Raw genomic sequence first — 21311 nt, forward strand, 5'->3', positions numbered from 1 at the left:
GTCGCCCATGCCTTCCCTGAATATTGCTATCGCCGGTGCCGGTATCGGCGGCCTGACCGCCGCCATCGCCCTGCACCGCGCCGGCCACCAGGTCACCGTGTTCGAACAGTCCAAGGCCTTTTTACGGGTCGGTGCCGATATCAACCTCACCCCCAACGCGGTACGGGCGCTGGATGGCCTGGGCATTGGCGCCGCCGTGCGCATCCCTGCCGCGCGGCCGACCCACCGCATCAGCCGGATGTGGGACAGCGGCGAAGAGACTTCGCGCCTGGAAATGTCCGATGCCGCCGAGCAGAAATACGGCGCCCCGCAATTGACCATCCACCGCGCCGATCTGCTGGCGGCCCTGGCCGAGGTGTTCCCGCTGGAGCAGGTGCAGTTTGCCAAGCGCGCCGAACGGGTCGAGCAGACTGACGACGGCATCCACCTGCATTTCAAGGATGGCAGCCAGCACCGCTGTGATGTGCTGATCGGCGCCGATGGCATTCATTCGGTGGTGCGCAACGCGCTGTTCGGCGAAGAGCATCCGCGCTTTACCGGGGTGGTGGCGTACCGCGCCGTAGTGCCGGCCGAGTTGGTGGCCCATGTGCCGAATATCCAGGCGTTCACCAAGTGGTGGGGCCCCAACCCGCAGAGCCAGATCGTCACGTTCCCGCTCAACCAGGGTAAAGACATTTTTATCTTCGCCACCACCGCCCAGGACAGCTGGCACGAAGAATCGTGGACCAGCGCTGGCGATGCCGACGAGCTGCGCAGCCACTATCAAGCGTTCCATCCGGACGCCCGCGCCCTGCTGGAGGCGTGCAGCGATGTACTCAAGACCGCGTTGTATGAGCGTGACCCGCTGCCGTTCTGGTCCAAGGGCGCGATCACCCTGCTGGGCGATGCCTGTCACCCGATGATGCCGTTCATGGCCCAGGGTGCCGGCCAGGCCATCGAGGATGCAGTGGTACTCGGTCGCTACCTGCAAGACCTCGACAGCCCGGCCCAGGTCGCGCAGGCATTGCAGGCGTACCAGCAGGCGCGCCTGGAACGTACCAGCCAGATCCAGATCGGCTCGCGCGGCAACCAATGGCTCAAGGACGGCGGTAATGCCGACTGGGTCTATGGCTACGACGCCTGGACCGTGCCCACACAAAGCGCGGCCTGAACATGAACGAAACCTTGCTGGTGACTGTGCTGCTCAAGCACGACCAATCAAAGAACCTCGAAGACATTCAGCGCCATATGAAGCAGCAAGAGTGGTGGGAGCGTTTTCCGCCCCAAGGCGTGGAACTGGTGAGCTGGACCGTGGCCATGGGCCTGGGCCAGATCGTCACCCTGCGCTTGCCGCCGAGCCTGCTGCCCGCGCTGAACGTGGAGCTGGAACGCTCGGCGTGGGGCGTGTTCAGCACTGAAGTTTTCCCGACATACGACTTTATCCCGGTACGCGAAACGATCCGCGAACGGGTACGCAACGGAGGTCAATGACATGAGCACTACCGAACGATTCCTCGAGCCCCATCAGGCGCGCAAACGGCCCAATACCCAGTTTGAAGAGCTGCTGGGCGATTCCATCGAACGCGCCTTCGGCAACGGCGTGACTGAGCTTGCGGCGCTGCTCGCCCACCTCAACCTGGCCGGCCCGCCCTGCCCGCTGACCAGCGGCGAGTGGACGGCAGATGCCTATCAAACCCTGATGGCCCGGCTGGGCGAATGACCCGGCAGAAGGAATAAAAAAATGACTATGCAATTGACCGTCGACCCTGTTGAAAACCATCTGGCCAATGGCCTAAAAGACCTCTGGTTCCCGGTATTACCCTCGGACCTGCTCGGCGAAAAGCCGGTGTCGGTGCGCCGCCTCGGCTACAAGATCGCCCTGTGGCGCGATAACGATGGCCGCGTACACGCCCTGGAAGACCACTGCCCCCATCGCGGTGCGCCGCTGTCCCAGGGCCCGATCCTGGGCGATCGCCTGCAGTGCCCGTATCACGGCATCGAAGTGCGCTGTGACGGCACCGTGACCAAGGTCCCCGGCAGCCCCGGCTGCAAACTTGAAGGCAGCCGCCCGACCCGTATGTTCCATACCCGCGAAGCAGCGGGTGCGATCTTTCTGTTCAACGCCGCCGACCCGCACCTGGAGACGCCGCCGGAGTTGGTGTTGCCCGAGCAGTTGACCTCGCCCGAGTGGAGCAGCTTCGTCTGCTACACCGAGTGGAAAGGTGACTATCGCTACGTGATCGACAACGTCATGGACCCGATGCACGGCACCTACCTGCACAAGATGTCGCACTCGATGAGCGAAGGCGAAGCCACCGCCAAGTTCGTCACCCGCGACACCGACAACGGGTTCTTTTTCGAGAAGGAAGGCCAGCGCGGGGTGAACTTCGACTGGACCGAATTCATGGACAACGGCTGCCACTGGCTGCGCCTGGAAATCCCCTACCCGAAAACCGGCGGCCCGGGCGGCAATTTCACCATTATCGGCAGCTACACGCCGAGCAGCCGCGCGTTGTCAGCGGTGTTCCACTGGCGTTGCCGGCCGCTGACCGGCTGGCAGCGCGACACTTGGCGCTTCCTCTACAAGAACCGCCTGGAAGCGCGGCACTGGGCAGTGCTGGAGCAGGATCGGGTGCTGCTGGAGTTCATGGAGCCGGACGCCAACCAGCGCGAAAACCTCTACCAGCACGACCTGGGTGTGGTGCGCATGCGCCGTTACCTGAAGAACGCGGCCAAGGCCCAGCTTGAACTGATCGACGCGAAGCAACTGTCATGAGCCAAGCCGTGCGACGGGTTGAATGCCAAGGCGTGGCCGAGCCGGCCGGCGCCAGTTGGTCCAACGCCCTGCTGATCGGCCGCGAAGTGGTGATGTCAGGGATGACCGCGCACCCCGCCAGCCGCGAGGCGAACCTGGATTGCTACGCCCAGACCCTGGTGGTGCTGGGCAAGATCCAGGCGCTGGTGACGGCGGCCGGTGGGCATATCGGCAATATCCACCGGTTGACCGTGTACCTCACCGATATCGCCGACAAGGACCAGGTGGGCCGCGCCCGGCGGGATTTTTTCGCCGGCCAGGCAGTGTTTCCCACGTCGACCCTGGTGGCCGTCAGCGCGCTGGTGTTTCCTGAACTACGGGTCGAGATCGAGGCCAGCGCCCGGCTCGATGTCGACCTGCGTACCGTCACAGAGGTGAATGATGTCTAAGCCTTCCCTGCTCACCGCCCGCGTGCACACTTTGCGCTATGAAGCCGAAGGCATCATCAGCGTGGAGCTGCGGCCGTTGGGCGATACCGTGTTCCCGCCGTTCGAGGCCGGCTCGCACATCGACCTGCACCTGGCCAACGGCCTGGTGCGCAGCTACTCGCTGCTCAACGCTCCCAGCGACCAGGGGCGCTACACCGTGGGCATCCTGCGTGACCGCAACAGCCGCGGCGGCTCGGAATATGTGCACAGCCAACTGCGGGTCGGCATGCCGCTATCGATCTCGGCACCGCGCAACAACTTCGCACTGGACCTGAGCGCCAGCCACAGTGTGCTGGTGGCCGGTGGCATTGGCATTACGCCGATCTACTGCATGTTCCGCCAACTGCTGGCCCAGGGAAAATCCGCCGAGCTGATCTACTGCGCGCGCTCGCGCCAGGAAGCGGCGCTGGTGGAAGCCTTGAACGGGCTCGATGCGCGGGTGGTGTACCACTTCAACGACGAAAAAGGCGTGCCGCCGGACCTCGCCGCCTACCTCGCCGGCCAGCCTGCGGACACGCACTTCTATTGCTGCGGCCCAACGCCGATGCTGGATGCCTTCGAGAGCACCTGTGAGCGCTTGGGTTATCCCCACGCCCATATCGAACGGTTTACCGCCGCCGAACTGCCGCCCAGCGCAGATGCTCAGAACCGCTACAGCGTCGAATTGAAAAAGTCCGGGAAAACCCTGTCGGTGGAACCCGGCTTGAGTTTGCTGGATGTACTGCTCGAAGCCGGCTGCGATATCGATCACAGCTGCCGCGAAGGGGTGTGCGGTTCCTGTGAGACGCGAGTGGTGGAAGGTGAGATCGACCATCGCGACGGCGTGCTGACCAAGGCCGAGCGTGCAGCGAACAAATCGATGATGGTGTGTGTTTCCGGCTGCAAGAGCCAACGGCTGGTGCTCGACCTCTAGCCTACAGGCTCGTTGTGATGACTTGTTGTGGCGAGGGGGCTTGCCGGAACGCCGTATCGCCCCCGCTGGGCTGCGAAGCAGACCCCAATGCAACTCACTGCCCACTGTCAGACAGACCGAGGTGACTGGGTTTAGGGCTGCTTCGCAGCCCAGCGGGGGCGATACGGCGTTCCGGCAAGCCCCCTCGCCACAGAAGGCACCTCGCCAAAATGTCAGGTAGCCGTTTATCGAACACATTAATAGGCAAATCATTATTCATCCGTAAACACACAAGTGCCCATTTCATTGGCAGCGTGCAATAAAGACGCACCTATCACGGGCAACTTTTTTACCGCACTTGCGGGTTGTTTCATGGGTTATACAAACAGCTTTGTTTCCCATATAAACAATTGTTTTTAATGATTTTTTTATAAAAAACAAACTAACAGGCCGCCTGGCACACTTCCTGCTCTACTCCTGTGCATTCACTGATTAAACGGCGTTTCGCCGATAAAACAATAATAACCAACACTTAAACCCGGTAAGACCCGCTCCCTCCTTAGTTGCCTTTAAAGGCAAGCGGACGAGTGTTGCCGATCACCCGGTAGAGAGGTCTCTATGAAGCGCGTCTTGTGTGCAGGATTGATGTTTGCCAGTTTCAGCAGTTTCGCCGCAGAACCCATTCCTTCCGAGCCGGTGCGGGCCAACGCGGCCAAAAAACCTTTCCCACATATTTCCTGGCGCAGCGATAGCGGTGACAGCAGCCTGGATATCGGCGGTGCGCTGCGTACCAACTATCGCGACGAGCATTGGGACACCACCGAGAACAATGGCCGGTTTCTCTTCGACACGTTCCGCCTGGATGTGCAGGCCACCTACAAGAGCCTCTATAGCGATATCGGCTACTGGTTCCAGGACGACGGCAAGCGCTCCATCGACCGGGGGTTTGTCGGTTATCGGCTCAACGCCAATTCCAACCTGCAACTGGGGGCGCCGTTCAAGCCGTTTGGCCTGGAGCCCTATCCGCAATTTGGCTGGAGCTACCACCTGCCGTTTTTCATGGGCTACGCCTCAAGTGCCGGCACCGGCCTCAAGTACAGCTACAAGGACCAGGACTGGGACGTGCAGCTTGGCTTCTTCCCGCGCATGTTGCCCAGCGATATTCGCTACTCGCCGGAAGTCGGGCGTTACGCCGACCTGAAAGACAATGCGATTGCCTTTACCCAATCGCGCCAGGACAACGAGAAACGCAACCAGCTCAACGCCCGCGTGGCGCGCACCTTCAACAGCGATGGCTGGAAGACCGAGATCGGCGCCTCGCTGGCCACCGCCCAGTTGTACAACGCCACTACCAAGGATGATGGCGACTACTGGGCCGCGGGCGTACACGCCATCATCAACAAGGGGCTGTGGACGGTCACCACCCAGGCCATCCGCTACGAATACGATCCCGAAAACCCGGCCGGAGTCAGCAAGGATTCGGTGTTGATGGGCGGCAACGGCCTGACCCCGGCGTACCTGATCGCCTCCAAAGCCAGCCTGGCCTCGGTCAACCTCGGTTATGACGTCTACACCCCGACCCTGGGGCAGTTGAAGAAGGTCAAGCTGTACACCGACTACAGTCGGATGATGAAAGACAAGAGCGCCTGGGATGATTCGCAGATGTTCACCGTGGGCGCGCAGTTCCTCGCGATGCCGGTGATGGCCTGGGTCGACTTTACCTGGGCGCGCAACGCCAACCCCTATGGCGGTGCAGAGAATGGCAGCGGTTTTACCAACACCAGTTCGGTGGGCAGCAACGAATGGTATTACCGCACCAATGTGAACATTGGTTATTACTTCTGACGCCCCCTTGCAGGAGCGAGCTTGCTCGCGAAGATCGCCAACGATGACGCCGGCATCCTGGAAAAACGCGGTGCATGGGCGTTTTTCGCGAGCAGCTCGCTCCTACAATAGTGAAACGGTTCAGCCCTTTGCCCGCCTACCATTCCTCGCCCAGTTGCGCTGCTTGCAGACGGCTGGCGCGCACCTAGGTATAGTGCCGCCCCTCTTCGCATGCACGGCCGCCAGCCGCATGCGAACGCCGAACTAATAACAACCCGCGACTTGGAACCGGGACGACCACTCGCCCCACCTATCGTGCTGTCTGCGAAATGGGTTGGAGTCGAGCCGTCCGGCTTTTGCTTTTACAAAAAACAGCGAGGAATACTCCATGCTAGAAGTCATTAACGACTTCCTCTCAGGAAAAGTACTGATCGTGCTCATTGTCGGGCTCGGTGGTTACTTCACGATCCGCTCGCGTTTCGTTCAGTTTCGTCACTTCTTTCACATGTTCGCGGTGTTTCGCGACAGCCTGAAAAGCAGTGCCGGCCAACTCAGTTCGTTCCAGGCGCTGATGCTCAGCCTGGCCGGGCGAGTGGGCGCCGGCAACATCGCCGGCGTCGGCATTGCCGTGACCCTGGGCGGGCCGGGTGCCGTGTTCTGGATGTGGGTCACCGCGCTGGTGGGCATGTCCTCGAGCTTTATCGAGTGCTCCCTCGGCCAGCTCTACAAACGCACCGACGCCGAAGGCACCTACCGTGGCGGCCCGGCCTATTACATCCAGCACGGCCTGCAGAAACGCTGGCTGGGCATGGTGATGGCGTTCCTGCTGCTGGTGACCTTCGGGTTCGCCTTCAACGGCCTGCAAGCCCATGCCGTGACCCACTCGCTGAACAACGCGTTTGGCTTTGACACCACCTACACCGGCCTGGCCCTCGCGGTCTTGCTGGGCCTGGTGTTTATCGGCGGGATCAAGCGCATCGCCTCGATCGCCGACCTGCTGGTGCCGGTCAAGACCCTGGTGTACATCGCCGTGACGGTCTACGTGATCGTGCTGCAATTCGACCAGGTACCGGCCATGCTCGCGACTATCGTCAAGAGCGCCTTCGGTCTGGACCAGGCCTTCGGCGGCCTGGTGGGCAGTGCGATCATCATGGGCGTGAAGCGCGGCGTGTTCGCCAACGAAGCAGGCCTGGGCAGCGCGCCCAACGTGGCAGCCGTGGCCTCGGTGGAACACCCCGTTGCCCAGGGCGTGGTGCAGGCGTTCAGCGTGTTCCTCGACACCTTTATCATCTGCACCTGCACCGCACTGCTGATCCTGCTGTCGGGCTTCTACACCCCAGGTTTTGAAGGCGACGGCATTGCCCTGACCCAGAACTCCCTGGCGGCGGTGGTGGGTGACTGGGGGCGGATGTTTATCTCGGTAGCCCTGGCGTTGTTCGTGTTCACCTCGATCATGTACAACTACTACCTGGGCGAGAGCAACCTGCGCTTTTTGGTGGGTAACAACCGCAAGGTGCTGATCGGTTATCGCGCGTTGGTGCTGGTCCTGATTTTCTGGGGCTCGATCGAGAACCTCAGCACGGTGTTCGCCTTCGCCGACATCACCATGACCATGCTGGCGTTCGTCAACCTGTTCGCCCTGGCGTTCCTGTTCAAGATCGCCATGCGCATCCTCAACGACTACGACAACCAGCGCGCGGCGGGCATCAAGACCCCGGTGTTCGACTCCAGCCAGTTCCCCGACCTGGACCTGGACCGCAAGGCCTGGCCGGCCAACCCGGTGCAGCCTGAGCCAACCGCTCAAGCAACCGCGCCACTGAACGCCCAAGTGCAACGCTGAGCGTAGACAGATGACACGCCGCCCGGCCTTGGGCATGCTCTGGGCCCGGCGGCGTTTTTCGTTCAGGAGATTCTTCGATGTCCAAAGCCAATCACATCATGGTGCTCTACACCGGCGGCACCATCGGCATGCAGGCCAGCGCCAACGGCCTGGCGCCCGCTTCGGGTTTTGAAGCGCGCATGCGCGAACAACTTGCCCACCTGCCAGCGCCCACTTGGCGTTTCAGGGAAATGGCGCCGCTGATCGACAGCGCCAATATGACGCCCGCCTACTGGCAGCGCCTGCACAGCGCCGTGGTCGAAGCCGTGGACGAAGGCTGCGACGCCGTACTGATCCTGCATGGCACTGACACCCTGGCCTACAGCGCGGCGGCCATGAGCTTCCAACTGCTGGGCCTGCCGGCGCCGGTGGTGTTCACCGGCTCGATGCTGCCAGCCGGCGTGCCCGACAGCGATGCCTGGGAAAACGTCAGCGGCGCCCTGGCGGCCTTGGGCGAAGGCCTGGCACCGGGTGTGCACCTGTACTTCCACGGCGCCCTGATGGCGCCGACCCGTTGCGCGAAGATCCGCAGTTTTGGCCGGCATCCGTTTGCCGCGTTGCAGCGCAACGGTGGCGTGGCCAAGGCCCAGGCGTTGCCCGCCGCCCTGGACTACCGCCAGCCCAAGGCCCTGGCCAATGTCGGCGTACTACCGCTGGTGCCGGGCATTGATGCCGGGCAACTGGATGCATTGGTGGACAGCGGCATCCAGGCGCTGGTGCTGGAATGCTTTGGCAGTGGCACCGGGCCGAGCGATAACCCGGCGTTCCTCGCCAGCCTGCAGCGTGCGCAGGATCGGCACGTCGTGGTCGTCGCAATCACCCAATGCCATGAAGGTGGCGTGGAACTGGACGTGTATGAAGCGGGCAGCCGCTTGCGTGGCGTCGGAGTGTTGTCCGGTGGCGGCATGACCCGCGAAGCCGCGTTCGGCAAGCTGCAAGCCCTGCTCGGCGCCGGGCTGCCCAACGACGAAGTGCGGCGCCTGGTCGAACTGGACCTGTGCGGCGAACTGCGCTGAGCGGCATATAACTTGCTCCACTTCCAGCCATCCCCTGGCTGGAAGTTCCCATGCTGCACTCCCACCTCACCACCCTCAATGCCGTTTCCCTGGTGCTCAGCACCTTCAAGGCCGAAGGCTTGCCCGCCGAAGCGCTGCTGGCCGGCAGCGGTATCTGTGCGGCGGACTTGAGCCGCGCCGACACACGCATCGCCACGCACCAGGAGATGCAGGTGTGCGCCAATGCGGTGGCCTTGCAGCGCGATATCGGGCTGATCGTGGGACGGCGCATGCACGTATCGGCCTACGGCATGCTCGGCTATGCCCTGCTCACCAGTGCCACTTTCGGTGACGCTTTGCGCCTGGCCCTGCGTTATCCGGCGCTGTTGGGAACACTGTTCGAACTGAGCCTTGTGGAAGACGGCGAGCGTATCTGGTTCACCGCCAGCGATTACCGAGAGAGCCCGGCGCTGACCGCGTTCAATGTGGAGCTGTGCCTGGGGTCGTTGAAGGTGATCTGCGACGACCTGCTCGGTCACCCGCTGCCCTTGTTGGGTGCACGCTTTGAGCATGCCGCGCCGGATTACCAGGCGCGCTACGCCGAGTGCTTCGACTGCCGTTTGCAGTTCCAGGCCACGACCAATGCGTTCGCTTTTGACCAGCGCTGGCTCGCCCAACCTTTGCCCCTGGCCGACACCGTGACCCACCGGGCCATGGCCGAGCGCTGCCGCAAACAGAACACCGAATTCACCGGGCGCGAGGCCTGGCTGGGGCGGGTCCGCCAATTGCTCACGGCACAACTGCACGCCGCACCGGGGCTCGATGGCCTGGCCCAGCAGATGAACTGTTCGCCGCGCACCCTGCGCCGGCGCCTGCACGACCTGGGCTGCAGCTATCAGGAGCTGCTGGACGAACTGCGCTTTGAGCGCGCCAAGCAACTGTTGGCGCAAGACCAGTGGCCGATCTACCGAATCGCCGAGCAGTTGGGTTTCAGCGAGACCGCGAGCTTCCGGCATGCCTTTGTACGCTGGAGCGGCGTGGCGCCGAGCCAATTTCGAGCATGACGCTCCATGGAGGGGCGAATTACGGACAGATAATCTGGCCATATTTATCCCCTTTTGGCCGCTCCTGCCGTTCTCCAAACCGGTGTACCCCGCAACACTGCAAGGCATCCCAAGCAGCCTGCGGAGCACAACAAAAATGCTGACGATCTACTCGGACGATCACCACCTGCACCACGGCCGTTGCGAATTGATGGACGGGCAATTGATGCCCTGCTTTGAAATGCCCTCGCGCGCCGATCACGTGCTGCAACGGGTCAAGGACCGTGAACTGGGCCCGGTGCAAGCGCCCCAGGACTTTGGCCTGGCGCCATTGCAACGCATCCACAGCCGCGACTACCTCGACTTCTTCCAGGGCGCGTGGGCCCGCTGGGTAGAAATGCGCCAGGACGGCGACCTGCTGCCCTACACCTGGCCCGCCCGCACCTTGCGCCGCGTGCTGCCCACCAGCCTGCACGGCCAACTGGGCTATTACAGCTTCGACGGCGGCGCGCCGATTACCGCCGGTACCTGGCAAGCGGCCTACAGCGCGGCGCAGGTCGCACTGACGGCGCAACAGGCGATCCAACAGGGCGCCCACAGCGCCTTTGCTTTGTGCCGACCGCCAGGGCATCACGCCGCCGGCGACTTGATGGGCGGTTATTGCTACCTCAACAACGCCGCCATCGCCGCCCAGGCCTTTATCGACCAGGGCTGTAAAAAGGTCGCGATCCTCGATGTGGATTACCACCATGGCAACGGCACCCAGTCGATCTTCTACGCGCGCAGCGATGTGCTGTTCACTTCGATCCATGGAGATCCGCAGGCCGAGTTTCCGTTCTTCCTCGGGTATGCCGATGAGTTGGGCGAAGGTGCCGGCGAGGGTTTCAACTTCAATTACCCGCTGCCGGCCGGTTCCGCCTGGGACACCTGGAGCGCTGCGCTGGAACAGGCCTGCCGCAAGATCGAGAGCTATGGCGCCGAGATCATCGTGGTGTCCCTGGGCGTGGACACGTTCAAGGACGATCCCATCTCGCAATTTTTGCTCGACAGCCCGGACTACCTGGCCATGGGCGCGCGTATCGCGCGCCTGGGCAAGCCGACGCTGTTTGTGATGGAAGGCGGCTACGCAGTGGCAGAAATCGGCATCAACGCCGTCAACGTGCTCGAAGGTTTTGAGGGGGCAGCCCAATGAACATGCTCAAGTCGCTTATGCTCTGCGCTGCCGTGTTCAGCACCGCCGCCCACGCCGACGAAAAAACCCTGCGGGTCTACAACTGGTTCGACTACATCACGCCCAAGGCCCTGGAAGAGTTCAAGGCGCAGAACCCGGCGATCAAACTGGTGTACGACATCTTCGACACCAACGAAGCCCTGGAAGCCAAGCTGCTGACTGGCAACTCCGGGTATGACGTGGTGGTGCCGTCCAATGTGTTTCTGGCCAAGCAGATCGAGGCCGGGGTGTTCCAGCCCCTGGATCGCAGCCAGTTGCCCAACTGGAACCACCTCGATCCCAAGCTGATGAAGCTGATCGAGGCCAACGATCCCGGCAACAAACACGCGGTGCCCTACATGTACGGCACCATCCTCATCGGCTTCAACCCGGACAAGGTCAAGGCCGCCCTGGGCGCCGATGCACCGGTGGACAGCTGGGACCTGATCTTCAAGCAAGAGAACATCAGCAAACTCAAGCAGTGCGGCGTCGCCCTGCTGGACTCGCCGTCCGAGATCCTGCCACTGGCCCTGCAGCACCTGGGCCTGGACCCCAACAGCAACAAGCCTGCGGACTATGAAAAAGCCCAGGCCCTGCTGCTCGAGATCCGCCCGTACATCACCTACTTTCATTCATCCAAGTACATGGCCGATATCGCCAACGGCGACATCTGCGTGGCGGTCGGTTATTCCGGCAGCTTTTCCCAGGCCGCCAACCGCGCCAAGGAAGCCAACAATGGCGTGACCGTCGACATGCGCCTGCCCAAGGAAGGCGCGCCGATCTGGTTCGACATGCTTGCCATTCCCAAGGGGGCGAAGAATCCGCAGGACGCCTACACCTTTATCAACTACCTGCTACAGCCCCAGGTGATTGCGCCCATCAGTGACTTTGTCGGTTACCCCAACCCCAACAAGGACGCCACCGCGCAGGTTGCCCCGGCCATACGCAACAACCCCAACCTGTACCCCACCGAAGCCGCCATGGCGACGCTCTATACCCTCAAGCCCCTGGACAGCAAGGCAGAACGCGCCAGGACCCGCGCCTGGACGCGGATCAAGTCCGGCACCTGAGGTTGCCCCCTTGCCGCCCACCGCCGAACCGGGGTGGGCCGCAACTATCTACCGTCATCGCAGCGCCTGCGGTCAGTACCTTGCGTCTCTGAAGGTCTGTCCACCATCAAGGAGCTGAAGATGCCCAATCAATCCCCTACCGCTAACCAGAGCAACGCGAACAATCGCCCCCCCAGTACCTACGACCTGCTCACTCAACTGACGACCGGCCCTTCGAGCCGGGACGTTGCCGCCGCCACCTTGCGCTCGGCGCTCAAGGAGCAATACCCGCTGCTGGATATCGACCCGGACCTGGCGGTGGTGGTCACCCCCCGCTGGCGTATTACCGTCAGCGACATGCAGCCGCTTGCGCCCCTTTGCGAGTCGTTGACCAGCATTCTGGCGCGCCAGGCGTTGTCGCCCGAACCGGTGGACTACATCGACGGCGAGCATTTCCTCACGCTGGACCCTTCGGCACAGCCACCCGTTCACCTGCCGGTGAAAATCGATGCCATCGCACGCCTGATAAACGAGCTGTCCAGCCTGTTGTTCAGTGCCTTTCAAGAGCAGCAACTGGACTACTGGAATACCTCCAACACCGGTACAGGCCCACGCTGGAAAGCCTTCTCCAACATGTTGCGCAGAGTCTGGAGCGTCACCGAGCATGAAGGCTGGAGCGCGCAGGAATGCGCGATGGCCAGAATATTTTTCCAGTACCCCGAGCACGCCACACGCACCGCTCAAGATCCGTACAAATCCCGCGCCTACCTGATCGACATCGATACCCTGAGTAACGGGCAGACATGCCACCTCGGCCTTTCGGGCACGGCGGTGCTGATCGGCGAGCATGAGCAACGCCCTCTGATTCTGATGCACTCGCTGGCGCAAGGTTATCAACGGTTCGACTCCCTCGAACAACTGGAGCAAGCCCTACCCGCCACACTGTCCCGCACCCACCCGGACCTGTCCTTGCACTGGCGGTTGTACGAACCCCCGGCAAACTATTTCGACAACCAGGCCTGTGCCTTGATCGCCATGCAGATCGGGGTGATTGGCGCTTTGGTCGACACCGATTCGCCGGGCAGCGCAGACGATGGTGAGCCAAGCCCGATCATCGCCCGCATCCTGCCGGGCATTGAAGAGTTGAGCGATCACGAACTGTCCAATATCCGCCACATCCATGAGCGTATTCCACCTTGGCTGGCTGATGCTTCTGACCTCGACGTATCCCTTTACAGCCGCCTGTTGGTGGACCTGGCCGAACTGCACAGCCATAACCATGGCCGGTTGTTCAACGACGGCATTGCGCCAATCCGCACCTACGCCCGGCAACAGTTGCAGGACCGCATTCAGGCCCATCGAGAGGGTGCCCATCTTGAGGTGGACGACATCGAGATCATCATCGAAAGCCCGCAAGTGTGGGGCACCTTTGTCGTGCCAGGCCCCAACACCATTACCCGCCGCGGCCTGATAGACCTGGCGCTGGAAAACCTTGCCGGCCTTCCCACCGGCCAGGCCCGTGTGCTCTACAAAGGCAGCCAGGCACCCACGTGGCTGTCCTATAGCTACCTCAAGGGCGTGATCGAAGACCTCGACATCGGCAAGCACTACCCGGCATTGATCAAACAGAAGCTGCTGGATGACCCCCTGGAATCCAAGCGCCGACAGACCCTGTACGCCATGCACCTGCAGGTGCAATTACCCCTGCAGGCCCTGCAGTGGAAGGTTCAGCACAAGCACGGCATCGACGGCCAGGGCTTTCGCTACGTCGCCGCAGCCATGCAGGTGGAGCCACATGAGCGCAAGGTCGAAGGGCAAGAGATCGTCATCCGGGCGCTGGGCTTTGTGCCGACACTGCGCCCCACACCCAAACAGGATGTCGTCGCCAACATGTTTGTGATCGGCCCCCGTGATCACACGCGTGGCCCCTGCCTGCTGTACCGGCCGTTGCTGAACCCGTCGCTGATTCAATTCCCGTCCCGGCAAAACCTGCTTTACGCCATCAAACATGACCACAACCTGCGCGAATCGGTACTGGCCTGGCTACCGGAGGGCGCACGCTTCAACTACGCCCAATACGTGTTCCCCTATAAATTGCCCTCGCCCTGGACGGTGGTGAGGGGGCTGATCGAGTCGCAGACCCTGTTGTATATGAGTGGCCCCATCGCCTTGAGCGATGAGGTGCTGGGCAATGACACCCTGCACACGCTATTCACCGCCAATGCCAACGCGCTGGTCGAACTGGCGACCCGGCAATCGGTGTCCAATGTGCAGAAACGCTGGGCGTCCTACCGCCAGGCGGCCTGGCAGATTTTCAGCGCGGTGTTGCCTTTTTTCGGGCGCACGCTGGGAATCGCCGCGTGGATCTGGCAAATCATGGACGACTTGCAGACCATCGAGCAGGCCCAGGAGCTCGACGACCCGCAGGCCTCCTGGGCTGCCGAGGCCGATCTGTTGCTGAACCTGGGTATGGCGCTGATCCTGCACGTCGCCCTGCGCCATCCGCCCAAGCAGGTCGAACCCCTCAAACGTCTACCGGCAACGCCACCGGTACCGGTCGAAGAACCCGCCACACCGGTTCGCAAGGTGGTAGTGGTGAAACAGCCCAACCTCAGCGAACCCGAGCGGCAGGCGCGGCATCAAGACACGCTGTACACCAGCGGTGCCCTGAACAGCCTTCCCACAAGGCTGGCCGCGACGCTCGACGGTTTCAAAGTCAGCAGGCCCACAGGGCTGGGCGCCCAGAACAAGACGCCGGGCCTGCACCTGCACCTCTATCCGCAGGGGGAAAAGTGGTATGCGCCGGTGGCAGAGCGCTGGTTCGAAGTCAACGTCGACAGCCATTCCAACGTGGTGATCATCGACCCCAACACGCCTTCGCGCACCGGCCCCTTGCTGCAGTCCAACCTGGCCGGCCAGTGGTTTATCGATACCCGCCTGCGCCTGCGCGGGGGTGGCTTCAGGAACCGCCGACGCGCCGCCCAGGCCGAAAAACCTTCGCGCATCAGCGACCTGAAGGACAAACTCAATCGCTTCGACGCCACTGAAAATCTCCGCCAATCGCAGATCTCTGCTGCCTACGCCGAGATCGGCACCGGAGCGGGCCCTTCCACCGGGGAACGCCGCGAGTCCTTCATCGAAAAGGCCGACGAGCGCAGGGCCGAATACGAGGTCCCGATCCGTCAACTGCGGTCCCTGAACATTATCGACACCGTGCCCAATTATCAGGGCTACATGATCGATTACCTGAACAAGCAGGTGCTGCTGACCCGCTCCGTCATCGCCGAACGCCTGGAGCCGTTTCGCGCCCTGCTGTCCTCGACCTTGACCGCGATAGAGACCGAGGGAGCGCCCAACCCCAGGGAGCAAGCCGCGCAGGCACAGGCCATGTCGACCTTGACCGTGGATATGATCCAGCGCCTGGAATACATCGACACCCGTTTTCGCCAACTGGAAAACCTCGGGATCGAAGGCGCCAGGGTGATCCAGGCCACGATGCAGGCGCTGCCCAACCTCGCCCTGCCGGACCTGAAGGCTTACAACATCACCCTGCAGCGCTACCTGTGCATCAAGGAAGGCAAGGGCGAGGCCTTTGTCGATGCGCGCGCGCGCCTGCATGACATCAGCGAGGCGGCGGACGTTCACATCCAGAGCCTGATCGAAATGACCAGCACCATCAGTGAAAGCTCCCTGGATGAGCGCATCGAAGCGCTCAACAGCCTGCTCGACCAGTTTGCGATCAACGACCAGCGCTTGCTGGACCTGCACGCCGAGCACCCGGAGCAGGTGCTGCGCGAGCCGCTGGAGAGCCTGCGCCAGCACATCGACGAGTTCGCCCGGCGCGCGGAGCAGAATCTGGCGCAATGCTTGCGCGAAAGAAAAGCCCTGGAACCCAAGCCCGAGGCCGCCAAGGTTGTGCAAACGCCGAAAAAGAAAATCATCAAGACCCGCTTCGACGGCGTGGTGGTGGGCGAGCCTCGGGAAACCCAAAGCGATCTGGTGGACGTGAAGGAACCCATGACGGGCAAGGTGATTGCCACCTTCCACGAAAAAAACCCGGGGGTCTGGGTCGAGCGCGAGCAGCAGGCCAGCACCTCGCGGCCGCCTCCGGCGGTGGACCTGGGCGTCAGTATCAACGCGGGCAAAAGCGTGCTCGAAGGCGAGCCCGGGGCGACCCAGCGCATCATCTCCCACTCAAAAAAAGCCGGGCGGATCCCGGTGGAAATCGAAGAGATGTTCCACCAGTATGCCGCCCGCATGGAGCGTGCGATCAGCACGATTGAGCAGGCGCTCACCGAGCTCAATCTGACCGAAAGTGACCGCCCTTCCGCTGCCACCCTCAACAAGCAACTCAACGACACGGCCGAGCGCCTTTACGAACAGGGCACACAGACGCGCATCAGCATGACCAAGCAACAACCGCCCACGGCCGCCCGAGTCGAATGGCTGTACGACAAGGGGCTGGTGGAAATTGCCAAGGTCGTCAACCGCCGGCGCCTCAAAGGACCGGGCAAGAACTACCTGGACGAATACGAGGTACGTGACCATCAAACCCACGAGGTGCTGTGGTACGCGCACTTTCACTACGGGTCACCGCAAGCAGCGCTGCCTGACTATACCGCCGGGCATCTGAAGACCCGTGAGCAGCAGAAACTCGGCGGCGCCTTCCAGGCCACGAGTAGCAATGACCGTGACCAGATCGCGATTTATCGCAGCGAAATCCGCCTGCCATTGGCCAACAAGCTGTTTTTCAACACCTGACCCTCAGTCGGCCCGCCAGGCCTTGCGCAACCGCGCCAGGGCCTGGGTGATGGCCTCTTCGGGCACGGCGGCAAAACCCAGCACCAGGCCGGCACGCTGGTCCTGCGGCTCAAGGGAGTCGGGCAACCAATAGCTGCTCAAGCCGTTGATTTCGACATCGGCTTTGGCGGCCAGGTCCAGCAATTCCCGCTCCCGCGCCAGGCTGTCCACCCGCACGGTCAGGTGCAGCCCCGCCGTGACAACGGGCAGGCTGCCCATGCCGGGCACACCCTGCGGCCAGCCCGCCAACAGGGCATTGCGCCGACTCAACGCAGCACGGCGCATGCGCCGGATATGTCGCTGGAAATGCCCGCTGGCCATAAATTCAGCCATGACTGCCTGGGTGCTGACTTCCGAATGGCGCACGTCCACCGCACGGCGCCGGGCGAACGCGTCCACCAGCCCCGGCGGCAATACCAGATAGCCCAGGCGCAACGCCGGAAACGCAACCTTGCCAAAGGTGCCGACGTACAGCACCCGACCACTGCGATCCAGCGCGGCCAAGGGCGCCAGGGGGGCGCCGCTGTAGCGGTATTCGCCGTCGTAATCATCCTCGACGATCCAACCGTCGCTGCGCTCGGACCAGGCCAGCAACTCCAGGCGCCGCGCCAGACTCATGACCACCCCCAGCGGGTATTGATGGGAGGGCGTGACGTAGACCACACGATTGGCCCCCAGCGCGGTGCAGTCGATACCTTCTGCATCCACCGTCACACCCTGCATCTGTGCGCCAGCAATGGCGAAGGCGTGACCGGCGGCGCGGTAGCCGGGATTTTCAATCGCTACGCCATCTCCCGGCCGCACCAGCAACTGTGCACAAAGGCTGATTGCCTGTTGCGCGCCACTGGTGATCACTATTTGTGCAGCGCTGCACTGCAGGCCCCGGGCGTTGCGCAAGTAGGCGGCAATCAAGCCCCGCAGGCGCTCATCGCCGGCCGGGTCGCCATAGCACAGTTGCTGCAAGTCCGGCTTGCGCCAGAAAGCCGCATTCAGCTTGGCCCACACGTCAAAAGGGAACAGGTCAAATGCCGGCACGCCCACCCGAAAAGCCCGGGGCGGTCCACTGGGAGGCAGGGGTAAATGATGGGTTTGCAAACGATCCAAAGCCGGGCTGTGGATAACTTTTTTGCGAGAATTTGCCGCCGGATCGGCATCAATTGTGGATAAGGCTGGGGATAAGCCTGTTGAAAACCCTGTGGACAGTTTTGTGGATAATTTTTCCGGCAACTGCGCCACATACGTCCCATCCCCTACCCGGCCCTCGATAAAACCTTCGGCATACAGCTGATCGTAGGCGCGCACCACGCTGTTGCGGGAAATCCCCAGCGCCACCGCCAGGTCACGGCTGGCTGGCAGCCGCGTACCGCTGACCAGGCGCGCATCGAGGATGCGCTGGCGCAAGGCCAGGTAAAGCTGGCGCGTCAGGCCCTGCCGGCGGTCCAGCTCAATGCCTGCCGGGTTGAAAGACAGCGGGGGCTCGATGGGCGGCATGTGGCAGCTCCGGCATTGGTCCTATGAAATGAGCACAAGATGGCTCTTACAACGAACCATTAGCCTGCCTAGGATGCTGGCATTCGCCAAGGAAAATCTCCATGTACACACCCCGCGCCTTTGCCTTCGACGATTTGCCTGAACTGCACCAATTGATCCAACACACGCGCTTGGCCCAGTTGGTGACCGTTGGCGAACAAGGCCTGCAAGCCAGCCACCTACCGCTGCTGCTCAAGCCCGACGAGGGCCCCCATGGCACCCTCTACGGGCACCTGGCCAAGGCCAACCGGCAATGGCAGGACCTGCAGAGCGGCAGCCAGGCCCTGGTGATTTTTGCCAGTGCCGAGGCCTATGTCAGCCCGAGCTTTTACCCGGCCAAGGCGGAACACGGCAAAGTGGTGCCGACCTGGAATTACCTCGCGGTGCATGCCTACGGCCAGGCCGATGTGTTCACCGACACCGAGCGCCTGCTGGCACTGGTCAGCGCCCTGACCGACCGCCATGAATCGGCGCGCGCGCAGCCTTGGAAAGTCAGCGACGCGCCGGACGATTACATTCAAGGCATGCTCAAGGCCATCGTCGGTTTCGCCCTGCCCATCGAGCGTTTGCTGGGCAAGCGCAAACTCAGCCAGAACCGCAGCGCAGCAGACATTGCCGGCGTGCGTGACGGGCTGGCCGCCAGCCCCGATGTACGCGACCAGACCCTCGCCCGCTTCATCCCCCAAGGAGCCCCCCATGCACCCGATTGAAATCCGCCCGGTCAGCGCAGCCGATCATGCCGCCTGGTTGCCGCTGTGGCAGGCGTACCTGCGTTTCTACAACACCGAGCTGCCAGACACGGTCAGCGCCAGCACCTGGCAACGCCTGATCGACCCCAACGAGCCGACGCACTCGGCCCTGGCCTGGCAGGATGGCAAGGCGCTGGGCATGGTCAATTTCATCTACCATCGCTCCAACTGGAGCATCGAGAACTCCTGCTACCTGCAGGATTTGCTGGTAGAACCGGCGCAACGCGGCAGTGGGATCGGCCGCAAACTGATCGAATTCGTCTACACCACCGCCAAGGCCGATGGTTGCTGCAAGGTCCACTGGTTGACCCATGAGAGCAATGCCACGGCGATTGCGTTATACGAACGTATTGCTGAGCGCCCTGGTTTTATCCAGTTTCGTAAAGGCCTCTGAACCCAAGGCCTCAATACAACTCCCCTGGAGAACAGCATGTCGACTTCACTTGCAGACTGGAAAGGCGTCGCGGCGCCCAGCACTCAACTGATCGAGGGGCGTTTCATTCGCCTGGAAAAACTCGATCCACCTCGCCACGCCGATGGCCTGTGGCAAGCCCTGCAAGGCCCGGGCGCCGACCCCAAGCTTTGGGACTATTTGCCATACGGCCCATTTCTCGAGCGCGCGGCCTTCGATGCCTGGCTGAACAATCACGCGCTCAACAGCGACCCGTACTTTTTCAGCGTGATCGACCGTGCCAGCGGCGAGGTACAAGGGATTCTGAGCCTGATGTCCATCGTCCCGGCCCAGGGCCGCATCGAAATCGGCCACGTCACCTTTGGCGCCCCGATGCAGCGTTCACCGAAAAGCACCGAAGCGGTGTACCTGCTGGCCAGGCATTCCTTTGAACTGGGCTACCGCCGCCTGGAATGGAAGTGCAACAACGCCAATGCCCGCTCCAAATACGCAGCCGAACGCCTGGGCTTCAGTTTTGAAGGGGTGTTCCGCCAGCACATGGTGGTCAAGGGACAGAACCGCGATACGGCGTGGTATTCGATTTTGGATGGAGAGTGGCCGACAGTGGGTGCCGGGTTTGAAGCGTGGCTTGCCGATGCCAACCAGACCACCGACGGGCAAGTGAGAAGCCTGGCAGAGTGCCGGGCCTGATCCCCCTCAAGGCAGTACAGATCAAAGCTGTCGAGCTTCGACGAGGCTGCTATGGCGGTGGGTCAGGCACCCACAAGGGTTTCGTTGGATGGCGCTGGGGTCAGGCCAGCTTTTGCGCCAACACTGCGATGTGTTCCGGGCCAATCCCGCAGCAACCGCCCAAATGGCTGGCACCGCGCGCCTGCCAGTCAGCCGCCCAATGCAGGTAACCGGGCGGGTCGAGGTCTTCGCGCAGCGGGTCCAGGCCATCGTTGGCCGTGGCTTGCTTGGGTTGCGGCGGGAAGGCGTTGGCGTAGGCGCCGATATGGATATCGCGCCCCAGGCGCTCAAAGGTCTGCCGCGCAGCGTCAATCGCGGCGCCAATCACCTCCGGCTGGCTGCAGTTGAACAACAACACCTGCACACCCAACTGCGCCGCCGCTTCTGCTGCGTCTGTCACGGGTTCGCCCGAACGCAGGCGCGGCACCTCATCGGCGTCTTCGTCGCGCAAGGTAAACGACAGCCAAAACGGTTTGCCGTCATCGGGCAGGCCGGCGTGGATGGCCCGGGCTTCGACGATGGAGCTTTGGGTTTCCGCCAGCCACAGATCGACATGAGGCCCCAGGCCCGCTACCAGCGGCGCCAGCAGCTCAAGGGCGCGATCGGCTTCAAACAGGTCAGGGCGATAGGAGCCAAACAACGGCGGCAAGGAGCCCGCCACACGTACCGCCTTGCCCGAGGCATCCACCGCCCGGCGCGCGAGTTCGCCCGCCAAGGCCGCCAGGGCCTGGCCTTCGGCGGCAAACCGCGCCTCGCCGATATGGAACGGCACCACCGCATAGCTGTTGCTGGTGATGACATTGGCGCCGCTCTCGATATACGCCGCGTGCACCGCTTCCACCGCTTGCGGGGCTTCGCTCAAGGCCAGCGCAGACCACTCCGGCTGGCGAAACGGCGCGCCACGGCGCTGCAGTTCGCGGCCCATGCCACCGTCGAGAATCACTGTGTGTACTGAGCCCATATGCCTTTTACTCATA

Annotated in this window: 18 protein-coding genes; 16 read left to right on the plus strand and 2 right to left on the minus strand. The window is 62.5% G+C overall.

Annotation, left to right across the window (positions count from 1 at the left end):
- Window positions 1-7: 7 nt before the first annotated feature.
- The 13 genes from FIV38_RS05465 (at window position 8) to FIV38_RS05525 (ending at window position 16875) form a co-directional block, all read left to right on the plus strand.
- The gene (locus tag FIV38_RS05465; RefSeq protein WP_070996685.1) at window positions 8-1150 is read left to right on the plus strand and encodes an FAD-dependent monooxygenase; all 1143 of its coding nucleotides are present in this window, start codon (window positions 8-10) and stop codon (window positions 1148-1150) included.
- A gap of 2 nt (window positions 1151-1152) precedes the next feature.
- On the plus strand, window positions 1153-1470 hold the full coding sequence (locus FIV38_RS05470) for a hypothetical protein (protein ID WP_029289988.1): 318 nt from the start codon (window positions 1153-1155) through the stop codon (window positions 1468-1470).
- A 1-nt stretch (window position 1471) separates the two neighbouring features.
- Window positions 1472-1699, plus strand: a complete 228-nt coding sequence (locus FIV38_RS05475; RefSeq protein ID WP_029289990.1) for a recombinase-like helix-turn-helix domain-containing protein — start codon at window positions 1472-1474, stop codon at window positions 1697-1699.
- 21 nt (window positions 1700-1720) lie between these two features.
- Window positions 1721-2755, plus strand: coding sequence for an aromatic ring-hydroxylating oxygenase subunit alpha (locus FIV38_RS05480; RefSeq protein ID WP_029289992.1), 1035 nt, complete (start codon window positions 1721-1723; stop codon window positions 2753-2755).
- Window positions 2752-3183, plus strand: coding sequence for a Rid family hydrolase (locus FIV38_RS05485; protein ID WP_070996683.1), 432 nt, complete (start codon window positions 2752-2754; stop codon window positions 3181-3183). Before FIV38_RS05480 ends, FIV38_RS05485 begins: the two co-directional genes overlap by 4 nt.
- Window positions 3176-4135, plus strand: a complete 960-nt coding sequence (locus FIV38_RS05490) for a PDR/VanB family oxidoreductase (RefSeq protein WP_092232227.1) — start codon at window positions 3176-3178, stop codon at window positions 4133-4135. Before FIV38_RS05485 ends, FIV38_RS05490 begins: the two co-directional genes overlap by 8 nt.
- A gap of 597 nt (window positions 4136-4732) precedes the next feature.
- A complete protein-coding gene (locus tag FIV38_RS05495; protein WP_092232230.1) occupies window positions 4733-5959 on the plus strand; it encodes a hypothetical protein in 1227 nt (408 codons plus the stop codon).
- 367 nt (window positions 5960-6326) lie between these two features.
- A complete protein-coding gene (locus tag FIV38_RS05500) occupies window positions 6327-7778 on the plus strand; it encodes an alanine/glycine:cation symporter family protein (protein WP_029290000.1) in 1452 nt (483 codons plus the stop codon).
- Between the two features lie 77 nt (window positions 7779-7855).
- A complete protein-coding gene (locus FIV38_RS05505; protein ID WP_092232233.1) occupies window positions 7856-8833 on the plus strand; it encodes an asparaginase in 978 nt (325 codons plus the stop codon).
- Window positions 8834-8883: 50 nt separating this feature from the next.
- Window positions 8884-9876 carry an AraC family transcriptional regulator gene (locus tag FIV38_RS05510; protein WP_092232238.1) on the plus strand — a complete coding sequence of 331 codons (993 nt, stop codon included), beginning with the start codon at window positions 8884-8886 and terminating at the stop codon, window positions 9874-9876.
- 136 nt (window positions 9877-10012) lie between these two features.
- Entirely contained in the window at window positions 10013-11047 is a 1035-nt protein-coding gene (locus tag FIV38_RS05515; protein WP_092232241.1) for a histone deacetylase family protein, read from the plus strand.
- Window positions 11044-12135, plus strand: coding sequence for a polyamine ABC transporter substrate-binding protein (locus tag FIV38_RS05520; protein ID WP_070996675.1), 1092 nt, complete (start codon window positions 11044-11046; stop codon window positions 12133-12135). Before FIV38_RS05515 ends, FIV38_RS05520 begins: the two co-directional genes overlap by 4 nt.
- A gap of 120 nt (window positions 12136-12255) precedes the next feature.
- On the plus strand, window positions 12256-16875 hold the full coding sequence (locus tag FIV38_RS05525; protein WP_092232244.1) for a dermonecrotic toxin domain-containing protein: 4620 nt from the start codon (window positions 12256-12258) through the stop codon (window positions 16873-16875).
- A 3-nt stretch (window positions 16876-16878) separates the two neighbouring features.
- On the opposite strand, the gene pdxR is transcribed toward FIV38_RS05525, so the two are convergent.
- On the minus strand, window positions 16879-18405 hold the full coding sequence (gene pdxR, locus FIV38_RS05530; RefSeq protein WP_092232247.1) for a MocR-like pyridoxine biosynthesis transcription factor PdxR: 1527 nt from the start codon (window positions 18403-18405) through the stop codon (window positions 16879-16881).
- Window positions 18406-18506: 101 nt separating this feature from the next.
- Between pdxR and FIV38_RS05535 the strand changes: the two genes are divergently transcribed.
- From FIV38_RS05535 to FIV38_RS05545, 3 genes are read left to right on the plus strand one after another with little or no spacing between them, the layout of a single operon-like run.
- Complete coding sequence (locus tag FIV38_RS05535; RefSeq protein WP_092232250.1) at window positions 18507-19154, plus strand: FMN-binding negative transcriptional regulator; 648 nt, start codon at window positions 18507-18509, stop codon at window positions 19152-19154.
- Window positions 19141-19587, plus strand: a complete 447-nt coding sequence (locus FIV38_RS05540; protein WP_092232253.1) for a GNAT family N-acetyltransferase — start codon at window positions 19141-19143, stop codon at window positions 19585-19587. The genes FIV38_RS05535 and FIV38_RS05540 overlap by 14 nt, the downstream gene beginning before the upstream one ends.
- Window positions 19588-19623: 36 nt before the next feature.
- Window positions 19624-20295, plus strand: coding sequence for a GNAT family N-acetyltransferase (locus FIV38_RS05545; RefSeq protein ID WP_092232256.1), 672 nt, complete (start codon window positions 19624-19626; stop codon window positions 20293-20295).
- A gap of 100 nt (window positions 20296-20395) precedes the next feature.
- Here FIV38_RS05545 and FIV38_RS05550 read toward each other — a convergent pair whose 3' ends face one another.
- Window positions 20396-21295, minus strand: coding sequence for a homocysteine S-methyltransferase family protein (locus tag FIV38_RS05550; protein ID WP_092232259.1), 900 nt, complete (start codon window positions 21293-21295; stop codon window positions 20396-20398).
- Between the last annotated feature and the right edge of the window lie 16 nt (window positions 21296-21311).

Origin of the sequence: Pseudomonas proteolytica, from assembly GCF_007858275.1 — a bacterium.
Classification (GTDB): domain Bacteria; phylum Pseudomonadota; class Gammaproteobacteria; order Pseudomonadales; family Pseudomonadaceae; genus Aquipseudomonas; species Aquipseudomonas proteolytica.

Coding starts and splice junctions, on each gene's coding strand:
- FIV38_RS05465 (WP_070996685.1), top strand. CDS start 8: ATGCCTTCCCTGAATATTGCTATCGCCGGTGCCGGTATCGGCGGCCTG.
- FIV38_RS05470 (WP_029289988.1), top strand. CDS start 1,153: ATGAACGAAACCTTGCTGGTGACTGTGCTGCTCAAGCACGACCAATCA.
- FIV38_RS05475 (WP_029289990.1), top strand. CDS start 1,472: ATGAGCACTACCGAACGATTCCTCGAGCCCCATCAGGCGCGCAAACGG.
- FIV38_RS05480 (WP_029289992.1), top strand. CDS start 1,721: ATGACTATGCAATTGACCGTCGACCCTGTTGAAAACCATCTGGCCAAT.
- FIV38_RS05485 (WP_070996683.1), top strand. CDS start 2,752: ATGAGCCAAGCCGTGCGACGGGTTGAATGCCAAGGCGTGGCCGAGCCG.
- FIV38_RS05490 (WP_092232227.1), top strand. CDS start 3,176: ATGTCTAAGCCTTCCCTGCTCACCGCCCGCGTGCACACTTTGCGCTAT.
- FIV38_RS05495 (WP_092232230.1), top strand. CDS start 4,733: ATGAAGCGCGTCTTGTGTGCAGGATTGATGTTTGCCAGTTTCAGCAGT.
- FIV38_RS05500 (WP_029290000.1), top strand. CDS start 6,327: ATGCTAGAAGTCATTAACGACTTCCTCTCAGGAAAAGTACTGATCGTG.
- FIV38_RS05505 (WP_092232233.1), top strand. CDS start 7,856: ATGTCCAAAGCCAATCACATCATGGTGCTCTACACCGGCGGCACCATC.
- FIV38_RS05510 (WP_092232238.1), top strand. CDS start 8,884: ATGCTGCACTCCCACCTCACCACCCTCAATGCCGTTTCCCTGGTGCTC.
- FIV38_RS05515 (WP_092232241.1), top strand. CDS start 10,013: ATGCTGACGATCTACTCGGACGATCACCACCTGCACCACGGCCGTTGC.
- FIV38_RS05520 (WP_070996675.1), top strand. CDS start 11,044: ATGAACATGCTCAAGTCGCTTATGCTCTGCGCTGCCGTGTTCAGCACC.
- FIV38_RS05525 (WP_092232244.1), top strand. CDS start 12,256: ATGCCCAATCAATCCCCTACCGCTAACCAGAGCAACGCGAACAATCGC.
- pdxR (WP_092232247.1), bottom strand. CDS start 18,405: ATGCCGCCCATCGAGCCCCCGCTGTCTTTCAACCCGGCAGGCATTGAG.
- FIV38_RS05535 (WP_092232250.1), top strand. CDS start 18,507: ATGTACACACCCCGCGCCTTTGCCTTCGACGATTTGCCTGAACTGCAC.
- FIV38_RS05540 (WP_092232253.1), top strand. CDS start 19,141: ATGCACCCGATTGAAATCCGCCCGGTCAGCGCAGCCGATCATGCCGCC.
- FIV38_RS05545 (WP_092232256.1), top strand. CDS start 19,624: ATGTCGACTTCACTTGCAGACTGGAAAGGCGTCGCGGCGCCCAGCACT.
- FIV38_RS05550 (WP_092232259.1), bottom strand. CDS start 21,295: ATGGGCTCAGTACACACAGTGATTCTCGACGGTGGCATGGGCCGCGAA.